Consider the following 17,706-nt stretch of genomic DNA (forward strand, 5'->3'; position numbering starts at 1 on the left):
GGCGCTTAGCGGACCCGCGCCCGGCTGCAAAGCGATGCGTCGATCGGGCAAGACGGGGCTTGCGGATCGTCGCGTGGCTAAGCAATGGTTCATCATGAGAAAACTCTACGGGATCGCACCCCTCGCCCTCGCCTTCACTCTCGCCCCGCTCGCTTCGGCGCAGCCGGTGCCCGGCAACAGCGCGCCAATGGCAAGCCCTCTGCCCGCCGCCCTGCCCGAACCGCGCGATGTCGCGTATCCCGGCACCATCGCGCTTTCGATCGACGCCACCGACACCCGTCGCGGCGTCTACAAGGTGGTCGAGACGATCCCCGTCGTCTCCGGCACGCGCGAGTTGACGCTGCTGGAGCCGCTGTGGATCCCGGGCGGCCACGCCCCGCGCAACAGCCTGGCACTGTTCGCGCAGATCCATTTCGAAGCCGACGGCAAGCCGGTCGCCTGGCAGCGCGACACCGTGCAGGTGAACGCGTTTCACATCGCCCTGCCGGAAGGCACCCGCCAGGTCACCGCGCGCTTCGTCCACACCTCTCCACTGCAGACCGCCGAGGGGCGGATCACGATGACGCAGGAAATGCTGAATTTGCAGTGGGAGAAGATGACGCTCTATCCCGCCGGCTACTACGCCCGCCAGATCGCGGTGGCGCCTGAAGTGACGGTGCCCAAGGGCTGGAGCGTGTTCACCGCGCTCGATGGCATGAACCGGACCGGCGACACCCTGCGCTGGAGCAAGGTCGACTACGCTACCCTGGTCGATTCGCCGATCTTCGCGGGGACGTATGCCAAGAGCTGGGATCTGGGCCAGAACGTCAAGCTGGACGTCGTGGCCGACGATGCTCGCGATCTGGCGATCAAGCCCGAGCATCTCGAAACCTATCGCAACCTGGTCACGGAAGCGACCGCGCTGTTCGGCGCGCGCCACTTCGATCATTACGACCTGCTGCTGGCGCTGACCGACCGGATGGGCGGTATCGGCCTGGAGCATCATCGCTCCAGCGAGAACCAGATGGAGCCCGACACCTGGACGGACTGGGATGCGATGGCTTGGGATCGCAACGTCATCCCGCACGAGCTGGTCCATAGCTGGAACGGCAAGTTCCGTCGCCCGGCCGACTTGTGGACGCCGGAATACCAGTACCCGATGGGGGACACGTTGCTGTGGGTCTATGAAGGCCAGACGCAGTTCTGGGGACTGGTGCTCGCCGCGCGATCGGGCGTGCAGCCAAAGGACGTGGTGCTGGGCGCCTTGGCGGGCAACGCCGCCCGCTTCGCCGAAGGGACGCCGGGCCGTGGCTGGCGCTCGGTCGAGGATACCACGCTCGATCCGATCATCAACGGACGCAAGCCGCTGCCGCATGCCTCGCTGATCCGTGGCGAGGATTACTACACCGAAGGCGCGCTGGTGTGGCTGGAGGCCGACCAGGTGATCCGCCAGGGCACGCGCGGCGCCAGGGGCCTCGACGATTTCGCCAAGGCCTTCTTCGGCATGCGCGATGGCGACTGGGGCGAACTGACGTACGATTTCGATGACGTGGTGAAGACCCTGAACGGCGTCTATGCCTATGACTGGGCCAAGTTCCTGCGCGATCGCCTGTACCAGTCCGGGCGCCCCGCGCCCATGGCGGGGATCGAGCAGGCGGGCTATCGCCTGGTGTGGAAGGACAAGCCCAACCCCTCGGACGCCGGAGCCGCCAAGGAGCGCAAGAACCTCGACCTCAGCTATTCGCTGGGCATGACGATCGGCACCGATGGAGACGTGACCGCCGCCGTGTGGGATGGCCCCGCCTTCAACGCAGGCGTGGTGAAGGGCGTGAAGATCGTGGCGGTCAATGCCAATACCTATACCCCCGAAGTCATGCAGGACGCGATCACCGCAGCCAAGGGCGGCTCCAAGCCGATCGAGCTGCTGATCAAGCGCGGCGATCGCTTCCAGACGGTTTCGATCACCTGGAGCGGCGGCTTGCGTTACCCTTGGCTGGAGCGCGCTGCGGGATTGAAGGAAGCGCCGCTCGATCGCTTGCTGGCGCCACGCAAATAAAACCGCAGCGCCAGCGCGACAAATCGGAACAGGCTTGAGCTGCGACGCGCATCAATTGCGTTGCGGCGCAGCATCGCGCTCGCTAAGCCGCCGCAGTCAAAGTCAACGGAGCGCCCTCGCGCGCGTGAGAGAAGGACGGCCATGCGTATCGACATGATCCCGGTGGGGAAGAACCCGCCCGACGACCTTAACGTCATTATCGAGGTTCCAGTCGGCGGCGAGCCGGTCAAGTACGAGTTCGACAAGGCTTCTGGCGCGTTGTTCGTCGATCGCATCCTGCACACGCCGATGCGCTACCCCGCGAACTACGGTTTCGTGCCGCACACGCTCTCGCCCGATGGCGATCCGCTGGACGCGTTGGTGATCGCACGTTCGCCGTTCGTGCCCGGTGCCGTCGTCGCCGCGCGCCCGATCGCCGTGCTGAACCTGGAAGACGAGGCCGGCGGTGACGAGAAGATCGTCTGCGTGCCTGCCAACTCGGTGTTCCCGTACTACTCCGACGTCATGGAGAAGGACGACCTGCCCGGCATCGTGATGGAGCAGATCGAGCACTTCTTCACGCACTACAAGGACCTGGAAAAGAAGAAGTGGGTTCGCGTCGGCGTCTGGGGCGGCGCCGAGGAAGCGCGCCGCATCGTCACCGAGGCGATCGAGCGCTATCAGCAGGCCGGTCCCGAGGGCGACCCCAAGCAGACCTGATCGCCAGCGACACGAATCAAGCGAAAAGGCCGGCAGGGATATCCCTCGCCGGCCTTTTCTTTATCGGGTGCAAGTGTGTCGGACCCTCCCCGCATGTGGCGGGAGAGGCCATAAATCAGCTCACCACGCGACCGCCGTTGACGCCGATGGTCTGCCCTGTGACATAGCTGCTGCGTTCGTCGCACAGCCATGCGCAGGCGTTGGCGATGTCGTCCGGCTCACCCATGCGGCGCACCGGAATACCCTGCATCAGCAACTCGGTCGGCATCTGGAAGCGGTCGCGGTTCTCTTCCGACATGATCGTGCCCATCACCGATCCCGGCGGAATGTTGTTCACGGTGATCCCGTGCGGACCGAATTCCTGCGCCATCGAGCGGGTCATGGTAACGACCGCGCCCTTCGACGAGGAATAGCAGATCATGCTGGTCGCACCGGTCTGCGCGCTGGAGGACGAAATGTTGACGACGCGCCCCCATCCGGCGGTTTTCATGTCACCCAGGACCAACTGGGTCATGATCATCGGACCGCGCACGTTGATGGCATAGACCGAGTCCCAGCGCTCGTCGGTGATATCCTCGAACGGAGTGAAGTCGGTGACGCCGGCGTTGTTGACGATGATCGTGATCGAGCCGAGCGCATCGCGGCACTTGTCGACGGCGGCCGTGGCGGAAGCGCGGTTCGAGACGTCGGCGCCCAGCGCGATGGCGGTGCCGCCCGCAGCCTTGATCGCGGCGACGGTGTCCGCGCAGCGCGCTTCGTCCAGATCGAGCACGCCGATGGCGACGCCCTCACGCGACAGGCGCTTGGCGCAGGCGGCGCCGATGCCGGCGGCCGCGCCGGTGACGATGGCGACTTTGTAGCTCATGCAGGTCTCTCCGCGATTGTTCTGTCTTGCCGGTGGCTAAGACCAAAACGGCATCACGGGAACCCCGAATTTGAACGCCTGTTCAGCATCGCCGGAGCGCGGTCCGACAAACGAACGGAACGCTAAAGCGCCCGGGTCATGCACAGGCTGAAATCGTCCGCGACATAGTCGGCGAACGGCGGGCACTCGACGAACCCGTTGGCACGATACAACGCCTGGGCAGGGAGAAACGGATCGGGTCGTCCGGTTTCCAGGCTCACCCGCGTATAGCCACGCGCCCCCGCCTCGGTCAGCAGGCGGTCGAGGATCGCCCGGCCCACCCCTCGGCCACGGTAGGCCGGCGCCGCGCGCATCGATTTGAGCTCGCCGTGAGTAGCATCGAGACGCTTGATCGCACCGCAACCCGCAAGCTTTTCGCCATCCCAAGCCGCGAAAAAGGTGACGTCGGGTTGGCGCAAGCGCCCGGCGGGCATGGCGTGGACGCTTTCGGGCGGGCTCCAGCGGTGCATGTCGTCGAGGTGGAGCTGCAGCAGCGCCAGGATATGCGCCCCGGTGAGATCGTCGGGAACGATGCGCAACTCCGGTACCGTCATGCATCGCCTGCGAACTTGTCGGCCTTGCGCTTGCCCATGCGCATCCCGGCTTCGAGGCGCGCGCGCAGTTGGGCGTAGTACGCCTCTAGAAATGCGCGCGCATCCGTCCCGTCGGGGTCGCGCCCGATCTTGGCGGCGATCGTGGCTTGCACCGACTGGATCGCTTCGGCCCGGTCCTCGCGCAGGATACGTTCGAGCGTCTGCAGCTCGTACTCGCCATAGACCATCAGCTCGGCATCGCTGAAGCGGTGCTGCGCGCTTGCGGCCGTCACGGGTTCGCGCAGTGTCATCGCCGCTTCCAGCTTGCGGCGCGGCGCCTCGACCACCCAAGTGCCGGCGATGACGTCACCCGCACGCAGGCGGTCCTGGTTGAAGCAGGGAAACAGCAGGAACATCGCGAACCAGGCGGTAGCGGCAAGCCATGCCGGGGTGCTGTCCACGCCCGCCGAGACGATGAAGCCTATCGGCAGGAACAGCTCGACGTCGCGCAGCAGGTTGCGCGCGATGACCATCTCGGGCGTCAGCCGCCCGCCATCGCGCGCGGCGATGCGGATCCCGGTCAGCCGCTTTCCGGGCGTCGCGCCGCGTGCGCCCAGCTCGAACCACAGGAACCAGGCATAACGCACCAGGAAGGCCATGATGATCCAGGCGACGATCAGGAACTGCAACGCGCCAGACGCGCCGCCCCCGCTGCCCAGCCGGCCCATCAGGCTGGCGACTCCACCCGCGAGCGATGCCAGCGCGATCGTCACCACCACGAAGGCGGTCCCCAGGAACAGGAAGTCGAGCGAAAGCGCACCGATCCGCGAGCCCCGGCTGGCAAGAGTGATCGGCAACACCACGCCCTCGGGCGTGATCAGCTCGCGATCACGGTTGCTGCGGGTCGCGCGCAGCGGCAGCGCGGCGGTGGCGGCCATCGTCAGCTGCGCTCCGACGGGATCACCGCGTCGCTGCGGGCGAACGCGAAGAAGTAGGCGCACCAGAACGCCAGCATGAAGCCGCCGACCGCGAACCGGCCCGGCGTGTTGTCGATCAGCTGGCGCCCGAACCCTTCGAGGATCGCGGCGACGACCAGCATGATGACAACCCCGGCCATGACCTGCGCCGCGCGGCGCCCGGCCTCCGACGCGGCAGCCAGCACGCTGCGGGTGCCGGGAAACGCCATTGCCCGCCCGATGTGGAGTCCGGCGCCGCCCGACAGCAGGATCGCGAACAGCTCGGTCGTGCCGTGGATGCTGATCCAGGCGGCGAAATCCAGCGTCAGGCCGGCGCCGTGGTACAGCCACAGCATCGCCCCCAGAATGGCGGTGTTCTGCACCAGCAGCAGCAGCGTCGGGATGCCGAACGCGAAACCAAGCGCGAACGCCATGATCGAGACGCCGGCGTTGTTGCTGAACAGATAGGCGGCGAACGCGCCCAGCCCATCCTGACCGGATTGGCCGAACAGCGTGGCGCGCAAGGCCGCCGGGGTGGCGCCGGGCACGCGGGCATCGGCATAGTCGCCGGGCACCAGCGCGCGATACCAGTCTGGATCGTGAGCGACGAGCAGCCAGCCGACCAGCACGCCCGCCACCATCACCGCGAACGCCAAGCTCAGATCGAGACCCAGCCCGCGCACGGCCCGGCTCCAGCCGCCGCCCAGAAACTCGCGCAGCCAGGCGCTCAGCGACGAGCGCGGGCCATAGACGACGAACCAGGCCCGTTGCACCAGCGATTCCAGATAGGCCAGCGTCGCCGCATCCAGCGAGATGGCGCGCGCGATCGAGAGGCTGGAGGCGACGGTGCGATACAACTGCGGCAGCGCCAGGAGGTCTTCGTCCGAAACGCGGCGGATACGGCCTTTCTCCATCGCGGTGACGATCGCATCGAGGCGCTGCCAATCCGCCTCGCGCTCGATCCGGAAGCGGTCGGACCGCAGCAAGGCGGCGGTGAGAAGATCGGAGCCCAGGGGGCCTGGAGTGCTGGCCATCACCCGATCGCTCCCTTGCGCTTGATCGCGAAGTAGGCGTCTAGCAGCCGCGTGCCGATCTTGTCCCAAGGCGCCTCGATCACGTCGACGCCAAGCTGGCGCAGGCGCTGCAAGACCAGCGCCCGCTGCCGCAGCAACCCGTCGGCGGACACCGCCATCGCCACCGCATCGAGGTCCGACGGTACGGCGACCGCCAGATCCTCCAGCTCGCTGTCGGCCAAGGTCACGAACAGCACGACGTGGCGGGCGACCATCCGCGAGACGCTTTCCAGCATCAGTTCGGCGCCCGTGGGATCGGTGAAGTCCGAGAACACGACAACCAGCGATCGCCGGGTCAGCCGCGACGACAGCGTCGCCATCGCGAGGGTGAAATTCGGCTCCTCGGGTCGGTAGTCGAACGCGGCGGCGGCGCGTTGCAGGCGGTGGAACTGCGCCGAGCCGGAAACGAACGGGCTCATCGCCTCGGGCCTTGCGGCAAAACCATAAAGCGCCACGCGGTCACCGCCTTTCAGTGCGACATAGGCGGTGGTCAGCGCGGCGCTGGTGGCGCGGTCGATGCGGGCCATGCCGACGACCGGCTCGCACATCGCCTGGCCGCAGTCGAAGGCGAAGACGATCTGGTTGTTGCGCTCGGTCTCCATCTCCTTGGCGTAGAGATGCTGGTGGCGGGCCGAGGCCTTCCAGTCGATCCGGCGGCGGTCCATGCCGGGCTGGTACTCGGCCAGTGCCTCGAACTGGGTGCCTTCGCCGCGGATACGCCGGGCGATGAGGCCGAACTGGGCATCGCGCAGGAACGTCTGCAGCGCCGGGCTGCGCACGTCGCCCAAGTTGGGCCAGACGCGGACGTCATCGTCCAGCGCGCGCGAATGCTGGCGCGCGCCGAGACCCAGTGGCCCGGTCCAGCGCAGCCAGGCGGTGGTCACCCGGCCGGTCCCCCGGCGCGAGGGGGTGAACGTGGCTCGCCCGGCCCAGTCGAGACCGCTTCCCGTCAGCTGCGTGGCGATCCGGCCTCCATCCGCCAGACGCGGATCAAGCGCGAGCGCCGCCTGCACATCGTGGCGCCGTCCACCCGAAAATCGCGCATGAAAGCCGAAGCGATGCTCGGCGCCGACTTCCGCGTCGCCGGGCACGGTCACGGTGAACGCCTCCAAACCGCCGGCGATAAGTCCGTCACCGATCGCTACCAGCAGCACCAGCAGCGCCAGCGCTACGACCGCCAGCCAGGTCTGCGGCGCCACCGCGGCGACGAGCACCGCCAGCGGCGCGGCGCCGGCAAGGATCGCGACGGTGCGACCGGTGGGGACGACAGGCGCCATCGGCTCAGCGCGGCGCCTCGGTCGACGAGACCAGCGTCGCGACCAGATCCTCGACCCGCCGCCCTTCGATCTCCGCCGAAGGGCTGAGTGCCAGACGATGACGCAACACGCCCGCCGCCAACGCCTTCACATCGTCGGGCAGCACATAGTCGCGCCCATCCAGCGCGGCGCGGGCACGCGCCGCACCCGCGAGCAGCACCGCCGCGCGTGGGGATGCGCCCAGCGACAGTTCGTTGCTTTCGCGGGTGGCGCGCACCAGCCGCACGACATAATCCGCGACCGGCTCGGCGAGCGTGACCTGGCGCACCGCTTCGGTCGCGGCGGCAAGACGCTCGGGGCTGACCACCGGCACGATGCCGAGGTCCGCCGGGCTGGGAAGACCGCGATTTTCCGCATAGCGCGTGACGATCGCGCGTTCCTCTTCGTGGCTGGGATAGGGCACCGACAGCTTGAACAGGAAGCGGTCGAGCTGCGCCTCGGGCAGCGGATAGACGCCCTGGCTTTCGATCGGGTTCTGCGTCGCGACCACGGTAAAGTGCTGTGGCAGCGGATGCGTGGTGCCGTCCAGCGTCACCTGCCGTTCTTGCATGGCTTCGAGCAGCGCAGCCTGGGTCTTTGGCGGGGTGCGGTTGATCTCGTCCGCCAGCAGCAGGTCGCGGAAGATCGCGCCGCGCGTAAGGGTAAAGGTGCTGGTCTGGAAATTGAACAGGTTGGAACCCAGGATGTCGCCCGGCATCAGGTCGGGCGTGAACTGGATGCGCCCGTAATCGAGCCCCAGGCTGGCGGCGAAGCATTGCGCGAGGAAGGTCTTGGCGGTGCCCGGAGGCCCTTCGAGCAGGACATGCCCGCGCGCCATCAGCGCGATCAGCAAGTGATCGACGATCGGCGCCTGCCCGACCACCGCCTTGGCGATCTCACCCCGGATGGCGGTGGCGATGTCGGCCACCTCGTTCAGGTTCATGGCGTCAGTCATCTGGTGAGCGTCCTTTCGAGCGCGTGGAGTTCGGCTGCGGCCTTGACGAGGTCGCGCTGGTTGCGCGCCTGGCTCAGCCGCGCGGAGATCTGGGAGAAAGCGTGATCGCCGGCGCCGGCGGCGCGCGCCGCCTGATCGAGCGCGGCAAGCTCGGAAGCGGTATCGCGGTCCCTCGGCAAGGCGAAGGCGCGCACAAGGCGTTGGCGCGAAGCGTCGGCTAGGGGCGGGCCGAGCAGATGATAGCGCCGCGATCGCACGATCAGGCCCGCCGAGTTGGCGACCAGCGCCCGCTTGCCGAAAGCGATCGCGCGTCCCGGCACCCGCGCCGGACCAAACCGCAGGAACGCCCGCCAGCCCACGGCGGCGGCGGCCAGCAACAGGCACAGCGTGGCGGCCAGGAACGGCGGCGAGAATGCCATCGTCAGCAGGTTGTCGCTGCGCTTGATGCCGTTGAGCGTGAGGTCGAAGGTCACCGTCTGCGGCCCGCTCGTCTCGCCATCCGCATCCGCCATCGCGCCGCGTACCAGCGCCTCGGCCAGTTGCGCGCCGGACTGGCGGGCCATGCCGTAGTTGTCGAGCAAGTCGGGGTCATAGACCATCACCAGCGGATAGGCCTCGCCCTCGTCCTCCTCGGCCATGATCGGCCAGTCGGCCGGACTCATCTCGGTCAGCGCGGGGTAGACGCCGTCATCTACATACGCCGCGAAGACGTCACGGCCATCGGCACCCAGGACCAGCGGCACCATGCCCGGTCCCTTGCCCGCCATCACCAGCGCGGGCTGCGGGAAAGTCCCCCGGATGCCCCGTGCGAACCATTCGCGACCACCGGGCTTCCTGGCGCTGTCGACCGGGTAGAGCGTCAGGTTATCCAGGAAGCCGCGCCACTCCACCGAGATCGGTCCGGCAAGGTGAACCCACCCGCGCTTCGCATTGGTCTCCGCGCTGCCGGTGGCATAGGCGTTCCACTTGGGCGTGATCACCAGCGTCGGGCCGATCAGGCGGCGCCCCGAGACGATCTTTTCGATGGTCTTGCCATCCATGTTCGCCGGCGGTGTCAGCACCAGCAATCCCGGTTCCTTGAACGATTTCTCGCTGCGACCGTGCCTGACGGTGAAGCCGCGCCGCTCCAGAAAATCCGACATCGCGGCAAAGCCGTTCAGTCCGCGTCCCTCTGCATGACCGCCACCGTCGTTCGCGCGCCCCTCGCCAAGCCCGTTGCCGATCAACCAGAGCAGCGCCACGAACATGCAGCTGCCGAAGAGGACTAGCGCCAGCGCGGTGCGCGCGGTGAACGGGCTGGCACCCGCCGCGGCGGTCGGCGCCCTGCTCATCGCTGGCCCTCGGCCCGCAAGTCGGCAAGCGCGAAGTCGGCGTAGGCGGCGCGGGCCACGGTCCAGTCGGCGGCATCGAGATCGCGCAACGCGAACAGGCTGCGCTCCACGCGATCGGCGATGATGGCAAAGGCGGTGCGGGCGGTTTTTGGCAATTGCGGCAGAGCCGTGATCTCGCGCGCGGTACTGGCGGGGATCACCGTACCGGGCCGCCCCGCGCGGATCTGACCGACGCTGCGCAGCAACAGCAAATGCGCCGCCTCACCAAAGCGACCGTCCGCCGCCAGCCGATCGGCATCGTCGAGCAGCGCCAGCGCTTCTTCACGACTGGGCGCCCATACTTCCGGCTTGGCCTTGGGATCGCGCAGCCGCGTGACCAGCGGCCCCAGCAGGCGCCATACCAAGTACAGCACGAGCAACACGGCAAGCACGATCAGCAGCTTCTCGATCACCGGCCATACTGCGACCATCCACTTCGCCAGCGGCCCGAACATCGCACGCAACGCTTCGTTGAGGGTTTCGAGCCAGGCGGGCGGCGGCACGTCCTTGACCGGCGGAACTGGCGCGAACTGTATCTCGGCCGAGCGGCGCACGGCCTCCCAGTCGCTTGTCGCATCCCGCGAAGCCGCCGCTTCGGCGATAGTTGCGCCCCGCACACTCACTCGGGGACTGGTGGCATGCACATGCGCGAGGCGCAAGCTTGAGTCCGGCCGCGCCGGCGTTTAGCTAGTCGTGATGGACCCATCCGCGATCGTGCGCATCGCCCGCCCCTCGAACGATCTCGAACCGCTGCTCGGTTTCTATCGCGACGGCCTTGGCTTCGACATCCTCTATCGCTTCGAGGATCACGGCGGCTTCGACGGCGTCATGCTGGGCAAGCGGGGCGCGCCCTATCATCTCGAATTCACACGCTCGGCGGCGCATCGCGCGGGGCGTGCGCCCAGTCAGGATCACCTGCTGGTGTTCTACCTGCCCGAGGATGATGCATGGCAGGCGGCCGTCGCGCGGATGCGATCGGCGGGCTTCGCACCGGTCGCCTCGTTCAACCCCTACTGGGACCGGCAAGGCCTCACCTTCGAGGATCCCGACGGCTACCGCATCGTCCTGCAACACGCGGCCTGGGGCTGAGGCACTCTCGATCGCTCAGCCGCGTATGCGGGCCTGCGGATAGGAGCCCAACCGACGCACGTACTTGCAGTGGAACGCCAGTTCCTCCAGCGCACGATCGATGCGCGGATCACCCGGCGCGCCCTCGATGTCGGCATAGAACGTCGTCATCGCGAAGCTGGCGCCGACCTGGTAGCTTTCCAGCTTGGTCATGTTGACGCCGTTGGTGGCGAACCCGCCCAGCGCCTTGTAGAGCGCGGCCGAGACGTTGTTCACTTCGAAGATGAAGGTCGTCATCGCCGGGATGTCCGCCAGCGTCGCCGGGTCGAGCGGGTCGCGCGCAAGCACTACGAACCGGGTCATGTTGTCGGCTGCATCCTCGACGTTGCGCTCGATGATCTCGAGACCGTAAAGCTCGGCCGCCAGCGCCGGCGCGATTGCCGCCGCCGAGGCATCGCCCTGCTCCTTTACGAACGCCGCGGCACCGGCCGTATCGGCATAGGACAGCGGCAACAGCCCGCGTGACCGCAAATAATGGCGCGATTGCCCAAGCGCCTGCGGATGGCTGTACGCTGCGGTGAACGGTCCCCGTCCGTTGCCCATCAATGCATGGTGAATGTCCATGAAATACTCGCCGACGATCGCCAGGCCGCTTTCGGGCAACAGGAAGTGGATGTCCGCGACCCTTCCGTGCTGCGAATTTTCGATCGGAATGATTGCGCGGTCGGCCCGGCCTTCCTTCACCGCATCCAGCGCGTCCTCGAAGGCGAAGCAGGGTAGTGGCTGGCAACCGGCGTCGTATTCGAGCGCAGCGCGGTGACCGTTGCAGCCCGGCGCGCCTTGCAAGGCCATGGCGCGGGCGGGATCGGCGGCGGCCTGGGCCTCCATCTGGGCGACGAGCGCGCGGGCGGGTTGCGGATATGCTTCCATGTCGCCAGCGCGCTTAAGGGCGCAGAGCCGCATCTGCAATGGATCTCGCGATGACTCTTGCGCTCGGGGGCGGGCAACACTAAGCGCTGGCCATTCAGCTGACCAAAGACTCCCGGGGCACGGATTAATGGAAGATCGCTTCAATACCATCGCCGGCTGGACGCTGTTCGCAGGCGTCGTGGCCCTGGGCCTGAGCAGCGTGAGCTCGCACTACTTCCGCGCCAACAAGCCGCACGCTCCCGAAAAGCAGGGTTACGCGATCGAGGGCGTCGAAGCCGAGGGCGGCGGCGCTGCCGCCGACGTGCCGATCGCGACGTTGCTGGCAAAGGCCGACGTGGCCAAGGGCGAGGCGACGTTCGCCAAGTGCACCTCGTGCCACACCATCAACGCCGGCGGCGCCAACGGCATCGGTCCGAACCTGCACGGCGTGGTGGGCGAAGCGATCGGCCAGGGTGCCGGTGGATTCGCCTTCTCCGACGCGCTCAAGAGCAAGGGCGGCAACTGGACCTTCGAGCTGCTGAACGACTGGCTGAAAAGCCCCAAGGCGTTCGCACCCGGCACCAAGATGACCTTCGCCGGCCTGTCGAAGGGTGAGGATCGCGCGAACGTGATCGCGTATCTCAACTCGCAAGGCTCGAACCTGCCGTTGCCGACCGCAGCCGCGCCCGCTGCCGACGTGGCCCCCGCGGGCAAGGGTGGCGAACCCGCGCCCTCCGGCACGCAGGCCGCTGCCGGCGCTCTTGCCGCACCCGCGCCAAAGGCCGAAGGTGGCGACAAGGCCGTCGGCGCGGCCGGCTCCAACTCGGCGCCCTGACATAATACGCTGGCCTCTCTCCGCTTTGGCGCGGAGAGGTCATGGCTGAAGCTGCCGCAGCGAGCAGGTCGCAAGACTTGTCGATCTCTCGCGCCGGAGGCAGACGACTACTTTGCCGCTCAGCGCGAGGAATCATGCAGGAAACGTTTGGCGGGCTTCGTGCGCGACGTAGATCGCGCGCAGCCATGCTCGATTGACGGGCCGGTGGCGATACCCGCGACCGGCTAAACCGGCCCAATGACGGGGATCACCCAATGAATGGTCGCACCCGTCACGTCAACAGCAACTAATCGTCCGCTGGTTCCGCCTCCCTTACGCCCTTGAAACCCTTGGCGATCACGTACCACTCAGACGAATCCTTGCGACTGGCTGGCGGCTTGGCATGCTTGACCGTGGCGAAGTGACGCTTGAGCAGCGCCAGCAGCGCCGTATCGGTGCCCCCGGCAAGAACCTTCGAAACGAACGTGCCGCCCGGCGCCAGCGTGGCGATCGCAAAATCCGCAGCGGTCTCGACCAGGCCCATCGTGCGCAGATGGTCGGTCTGCTTGTGCCCGACGGTGTTGGCCGCCATGTCCGACAGCACCAAATCGGGCGCACCGGCGAGTGCTTCCTCGAGCGCGGCGGGTGCTTCGTCGGCCATGAAATCCATCTCGAAGATGGTCACCCCTTCGATCGGATCGGTGGGCAGCAAATCGATCCCGACCACTCTGGCCTTGGGATTGCGCTTGCGCAGCACCTGGCTCCAGCCGCCCGGGGCGATGCCCAGGTCGACCGCCCGCGACACACCCTTTATCAACCCGAACTTGTCGTCGAGTTCCAGCAGCTTGTATGCCGCGCGGCTGCGATAACCATCGGCCTTCGCCTTCTTTACGTAAGGATCGTTTAGCTGCCGCTGCAGCCAACGTACCGAACTGCTGGTACGATTGCGCGCGGTCTTCAGCCGCTCGCCCGGGTCGCGGCCGGATCGGGTCATGATGCTGGGGTCATTGTGGGAATACTCGTGGAGCGGCTCATGACGAGCCCGCCATGCGCGGCCGGTCGCCCCGGCCATGGCCGTGATGCTGGCCGCCCTGCAGATGATTGTGGTTCTGACCCTGGCCACCGGCCGAAATCAGGCTGCGCAGGATGCCTTCGCGAATGCCGCGGTCCGCCACGCCAAGGCGGTGCGCGGGCCACAGATCGAGGATCGCCTCGAGAATGGCGCAGCCGGCGACGACCAGATCGGCTCGTTCGCGCCCGATGCAGGCGAGTTCACGCCGTTCCTCGATCGCCATGCTGGACAATCGCGTGCTGATCGCGCGCATGGCATCGGCCGGTACGATCAAGCCGTCGACCGCACTGCGATCGTATTGCGGCAGTTCCAGGTGCAGGCTGGCAAGCGTGGTCACCGTGCCGCTGGTGCCCAGCAAACGCAGCGGTCCGGTGCTCGATGCGGATTCGCGTGCCGGCTGCGTGCGCCTGGCGAAAGCGGCGAAACTCTCCGCAACCAGACCATGCATGTGGCGGTAGCGTGCGACCCGCTCTTCGCGCGTCGCCCCTTCCGTGCCGCAACTCTCACTCAACGAAACCACGCCCCATGGCACGCTTTGCCAGTCGAGTATCCTGGGTACGGTGTCGGTGCTTTCGATCAGCACGAGTTCGGTCGAGCCGCCGCCGATATCGAATATCATCGCCGGCCCCAGTCCGTCTTCGAGCAGGACATGGCAGCCCAGAACCGCGAGCCGAGCCTCCTCGCGCGCGCTGATGATGTCGAGCGCGATGCCCGTTTCCTCGCGGACCCGCTCGATGAACGCGGGGCCGTTGGCGGCCCGCCGGCAAGCCTCGGTAGCGACAGAGCGCGCCAGAAAGACATTGCGGCGCATGAGCTTGTCCGCACAAACCCGCAGCGCCGCGAGCGTGCGATCCATGGCCTCGTCGGACAAGCGCCCGTTCTGCGCGACACCCTCCCCCAACCGCACGACGCGGCTGAAGGCGTCGATTACGGTGAAGTTCTCGCCGGAAGGCCGCGCGATCAGCAGCCGGCAATTGTTGGTACCAAGGTCGATCGCCGCATAAGCCTGACGATGGCCGCCGGACCGCGCGTGCCCGCTCCCCGCACTGGTCGGCGCGATACGGACCGGGCCATCGACCATGCCCGCGGCGGGGACAGCAGCCCCTTGGGCCGCAGGGGACAAGGCGCGTGCCTCACCATCGCCCGGATCGACGCTGGTGGAGCCTACGGGTATGTCGCGCGGCGTGGCGCCTGTCGCATGCGGCCGTCCGCCCGTGATCCGAGCTTCGGGCGTGTCGGCAGCGGTTTGGCGACCCTTGCCTTTCCGCGCATGGCGCCGTCTCGCACGGCGGCCCGACACCTCGACCTTCGCTGCCGGCGGAGCTGTATCCGCCATGGGTAGCAAACTCTTTCAATCTATCATTCCGCCCGAAGGAGCGGACACCTGAAACCGATGCTACCGCCCGCGAGCCTCGGGAGCAAGAGCGGTGCAATGCCCCTCACCCGCAGCACGCATCCGCGAAGGCAAATGAGACTTGACCCCCAGCCGCCCCCCGCTTATTGGCGCCCTCTCGCTGCCCGATCCTCTAACGGTAAGAGAGCGGACTCTGACTCCGTCAATCAAGGTTCGAATCCTTGTCGGGCATCCACCACTCTGTCGCTTGACAGTTAAGCTTCACCGTCACGACACACGTTGTCTGCGGGCCTGGCTGCCCAGGATGCTTTTGCGACAGAGCGCCGACGCTGCGATAAGCGCGTGTTGTCTTCCAGCTGCCGGTTGAAACTCGGCCTTTGCCAGGCTGGCCGGTAAGCAGACGGGCGACTTTTCGATCCGAATATCGCAACACGGGACCATCTCTTGCTCGCCCACGCACCCTTGTGGGCTTGCGCCAAGTTACTGATTGTCGAAACGGCTCGTCTGCCCGGCTCATCCAATGGCGAACCGCTTGGCCGACCATGCGCTTGGGGATCGTGACCCACGCGTCTGTGACTTGGGCGAGCCGCCCACGACATAGACCAAGGCCGCTTCACACATCCGAGGGGAATTGGGGGCGGTCCTGGACGCACGTGACGAGCACGACGCCATGGGTGGTGCCGGCGACACTCTCGTTTAAGATAAGGCCAATAATCAACGGCCTACCATCGGGAGCATTCATGATGCATCGCCGCCAGTTTCTGGCATCCACCAGCCTCCTGTCAGCAGCGGTGGCCATGCCAAACGCGGTTCGCGCCGCCTCAGGCGCACGGGACGCCGATTTTCGCGCGATGCTCGACCGCTTCTTCTACGCACGGTTGCAGGACAGCCCCGAGCAGGCGACTTCGCTTGGTCTCGACACGGGCGCACGGGCGGAACTGAAGTCGAGGCTGGACGAAACGTCGCGCGCTGGCCAGGCGAAACAGTTCGCACGGGCACGGCAGGAACTGGCGTCGCTGAAGACCGTACGACGCAATACGCTGAGCAGCACGGCGCAGCTCGACTACGATGTCGTGGAGTATGGCCTGCAGCGGGTGATCGCGGGACAGCGCTACGCTTTCGGGGCTAGCGCGGGGCGGTACGCCCCCTACGTGCTGTCGCAGCTAACGGGCGCTTACCGCAACGTGCCCGATTTTCTTGCCAACCAGCACAGGATCGCAAACGCCGCCGATGCCGACGCCTATGTCGCACGGTTGCAGGCGTTCGCCGGTGCGATCGACGCGGAGACGGAGCGTCAGCGCGAGGACGCCGGCACGGGCGTGTTCGCCCCGGACTACATCCTCGATACCACGCTCAAGCAGCTAGCCTCCCTGCGGGACAAGGCGCCCGATGCCACCGGCCCGGTGACGGATCTGGCCGCCAAGCTGAAGGCTGCGAAGCTGCCGCCCGAACGTGCCAGGCAAGTCGCCACGCTGATGGCCGAGCAGGTGTTCCCCGCACTCGACCGTCAACGGGCGCTGGTCACCGAACTGCGCGGGCGCGCCCGGCACGACGCGGGTGTCTGGCGCCTCCCCGACGGAGACGCCTACTATGCTGCGGCTGCGAGCGCCGCGACCACGGTGGAGATGACCGGCGACGAGATCCACCAGCTTGGGCTGGCGCAGGTGGCGGAGATCGGTGCGCGCATCGACGGCATCCTGCGATCACAGGGGCTCACGCAAGGAAGCGTGGGCGAACGGTTGGTGGCGTTGAACAAGCGGCCAGACCAGCTTTACCCGAACACCGATCCGGGCCGCGAACAGTTGCTCCAGCAACTGCGCGGCCAGATCATGGCCATGACGAAGCGCCTGCCCGAGCAGTTCGCCGTCTTGCCGCGGGCACCTGTCGAGGTCCGCCGCGTTCCCGAAGCCATTCAGGCCGGTGCGCCCGGCGGCTACTACCAATCCGCCTCGCTCGACGGAACGCGGCCGGCCATCTACTTCATCAATCTGCGGGATACGTTCGATCGACCGAAGTTCGGATTGGGGACGCTCAGCTACCATGAGGCGGTGCCGGGTCATCACCTCCAGGTCATGTCCGCGCTGGAGAGCGAGGATATTCCGCTCATCCGTCGTCGCGGCTTCTACTCCGGCTACTCCGAGGGATGGGCGCTTTACGCCGAACAACTCGCCGATGAGATGGGTATGTACGAGGGCGATCCGCTCGGACAGATCGGCTATCTGCAGTCGCTGCTGTTCCGCGCCACGCGACTGGTCGTCGACTCAGGCATGCACGCCAAACGCTGGAGCCGCGAGAAGGCGACCGACTACCTCATCGCCATCACAGGTATCGCGCGCGGGCGCAGCCAAGGCGAGATCGACCGTTACACGGTCTGGCCGGGGCAGGCATGCAGCTACAAGATTGGCCACACCGTCTGGGTGCGGCTGCGCGACGAAGCGAAACGGAAAGCCGGCGCGAACTGGGATCCGAAAACGTTCCACCGGATATTGACGGCCGGTGCCATGCCGCTGACGGTTCTCGAAAAAGTCGCTCGCGAACAGATGGCATAGCAGGCCCACACGCGGTCATTGGGCACCGTTGGCGAGGCTCCCGGCTTCGGACGCTCGTCGATGGCAGGCGTTCGGGATCCAGGTGCGGTATCGCCCATGCGCAAATGGCGAGACGGGGGA

Annotated in this window: 16 protein-coding genes and 1 tRNA gene; 6 read left to right on the forward strand and 11 right to left on the reverse strand. The window is 66.9% G+C overall.

Annotated elements, in window-relative coordinates; genetic code table 11:
* Positions 1-94 precede the first annotated feature (94 nt).
* Both ACXJ1Z_RS06335 and ppa read left to right on the forward strand, forming a co-directional pair.
* Positions 95-2,035: a M61 family metallopeptidase gene (locus ACXJ1Z_RS06335; protein ID WP_463780390.1), complete on the forward strand. Its 1,941-nt coding sequence runs from the start codon at positions 95-97 to the stop codon at positions 2,033-2,035.
* A 141-nt stretch (positions 2,036-2,176) separates the two neighbouring features.
* Positions 2,177-2,734, forward strand: a complete 558-nt coding sequence (ppa, locus tag ACXJ1Z_RS06340; protein ID WP_463780391.1) for an inorganic diphosphatase — start codon at positions 2,177-2,179, stop codon at positions 2,732-2,734.
* 115 nt (positions 2,735-2,849) lie between these two features.
* On the opposite strand, the gene ACXJ1Z_RS06345 is transcribed toward ppa, so the two are convergent.
* From ACXJ1Z_RS06345 to ACXJ1Z_RS06380, 8 genes are all read right to left on the reverse strand, one after another.
* Complete coding sequence (locus ACXJ1Z_RS06345) at positions 2,850-3,599, reverse strand: SDR family NAD(P)-dependent oxidoreductase (RefSeq protein WP_463780393.1); 750 nt, start codon at positions 3,597-3,599, stop codon at positions 2,850-2,852.
* Positions 3,600-3,721: 122 nt separating this feature from the next.
* Positions 3,722-4,192, reverse strand: coding sequence for a GNAT family N-acetyltransferase (locus ACXJ1Z_RS06350; protein ID WP_463780394.1), 471 nt, complete (start codon positions 4,190-4,192; stop codon positions 3,722-3,724).
* Complete coding sequence (locus ACXJ1Z_RS06355; RefSeq protein ID WP_463780396.1) at positions 4,189-5,172, reverse strand: RDD family protein; 984 nt, start codon at positions 5,170-5,172, stop codon at positions 4,189-4,191. The genes ACXJ1Z_RS06350 and ACXJ1Z_RS06355 overlap by 4 nt, the downstream gene beginning before the upstream one ends.
* On the reverse strand, positions 5,112-6,161 hold the full coding sequence (locus ACXJ1Z_RS06360; RefSeq protein ID WP_463780397.1) for a stage II sporulation protein M: 1,050 nt from the start codon (positions 6,159-6,161) through the stop codon (positions 5,112-5,114). Before ACXJ1Z_RS06360 ends, ACXJ1Z_RS06355 begins: the two co-directional genes overlap by 61 nt.
* A complete protein-coding gene (locus ACXJ1Z_RS06365; protein WP_463780399.1) occupies positions 6,161-7,477 on the reverse strand; it encodes a DUF58 domain-containing protein in 1,317 nt (438 codons plus the stop codon). The genes ACXJ1Z_RS06360 and ACXJ1Z_RS06365 overlap by 1 nt, the downstream gene beginning before the upstream one ends.
* Before the next feature lie 4 nt (positions 7,478-7,481).
* Positions 7,482-8,438, reverse strand: coding sequence for an AAA family ATPase (locus ACXJ1Z_RS06370; RefSeq protein WP_463781182.1), 957 nt, complete (start codon positions 8,436-8,438; stop codon positions 7,482-7,484).
* A gap of 8 nt (positions 8,439-8,446) precedes the next feature.
* Positions 8,447-9,781 carry a DUF4350 domain-containing protein gene (locus ACXJ1Z_RS06375; RefSeq protein WP_463780400.1) on the reverse strand — a complete coding sequence of 445 codons (1,335 nt, stop codon included), beginning with the start codon at positions 9,779-9,781 and terminating at the stop codon, positions 8,447-8,449.
* Positions 9,778-10,443, reverse strand: a complete 666-nt coding sequence (locus ACXJ1Z_RS06380; protein WP_463780402.1) for a hypothetical protein — start codon at positions 10,441-10,443, stop codon at positions 9,778-9,780. Before ACXJ1Z_RS06380 ends, ACXJ1Z_RS06375 begins: the two co-directional genes overlap by 4 nt.
* Positions 10,444-10,516: 73 nt before the next feature.
* Here ACXJ1Z_RS06380 and ACXJ1Z_RS06385 point away from each other — a divergent pair, with 73 nt between their 5' ends.
* The gene (locus ACXJ1Z_RS06385; protein WP_463780404.1) at positions 10,517-10,909 is read left to right on the forward strand and encodes a VOC family protein; all 393 of its coding nucleotides are present in this window, start codon (positions 10,517-10,519) and stop codon (positions 10,907-10,909) included.
* Between the two features lie 15 nt (positions 10,910-10,924).
* On the opposite strand, the gene ACXJ1Z_RS06390 is transcribed toward ACXJ1Z_RS06385, so the two are convergent.
* Positions 10,925-11,818: a prephenate dehydratase gene (locus ACXJ1Z_RS06390; RefSeq protein ID WP_463781183.1), complete on the reverse strand. Its 894-nt coding sequence runs from the start codon at positions 11,816-11,818 to the stop codon at positions 10,925-10,927.
* Positions 11,819-11,945: 127 nt separating this feature from the next.
* Between ACXJ1Z_RS06390 and ACXJ1Z_RS06395 the strand changes: the two genes are divergently transcribed.
* Positions 11,946-12,632, forward strand: coding sequence for a c-type cytochrome (locus tag ACXJ1Z_RS06395; protein WP_463780406.1), 687 nt, complete (start codon positions 11,946-11,948; stop codon positions 12,630-12,632).
* A 286-nt stretch (positions 12,633-12,918) separates the two neighbouring features.
* Here ACXJ1Z_RS06395 and ACXJ1Z_RS06400 read toward each other — a convergent pair whose 3' ends face one another.
* Together ACXJ1Z_RS06400 and ACXJ1Z_RS06405 are read right to left on the reverse strand one after the other, a co-directional pair.
* A complete protein-coding gene (locus tag ACXJ1Z_RS06400) occupies positions 12,919-13,605 on the reverse strand; it encodes an RlmE family RNA methyltransferase (protein WP_463780407.1) in 687 nt (228 codons plus the stop codon).
* Between the two features lie 37 nt (positions 13,606-13,642).
* On the reverse strand, positions 13,643-15,019 hold the full coding sequence (locus ACXJ1Z_RS06405; protein WP_463780408.1) for a Ppx/GppA phosphatase family protein: 1,377 nt from the start codon (positions 15,017-15,019) through the stop codon (positions 13,643-13,645).
* A gap of 179 nt (positions 15,020-15,198) precedes the next feature.
* Here ACXJ1Z_RS06405 and ACXJ1Z_RS06410 point away from each other — a divergent pair.
* Positions 15,199-15,272: transfer RNA gene (locus ACXJ1Z_RS06410), tRNA-Gln, on the forward strand.
* 508 nt (positions 15,273-15,780) lie between these two features.
* Complete coding sequence (locus tag ACXJ1Z_RS06415; protein ID WP_463781184.1) at positions 15,781-17,586, forward strand: DUF885 domain-containing protein; 1,806 nt, start codon at positions 15,781-15,783, stop codon at positions 17,584-17,586.
* The last annotated feature ends 120 nt before the right edge of the window (positions 17,587-17,706 follow it).

It is taken from the genome of Novosphingobium sp. TK46 (assembly GCF_055361525.1).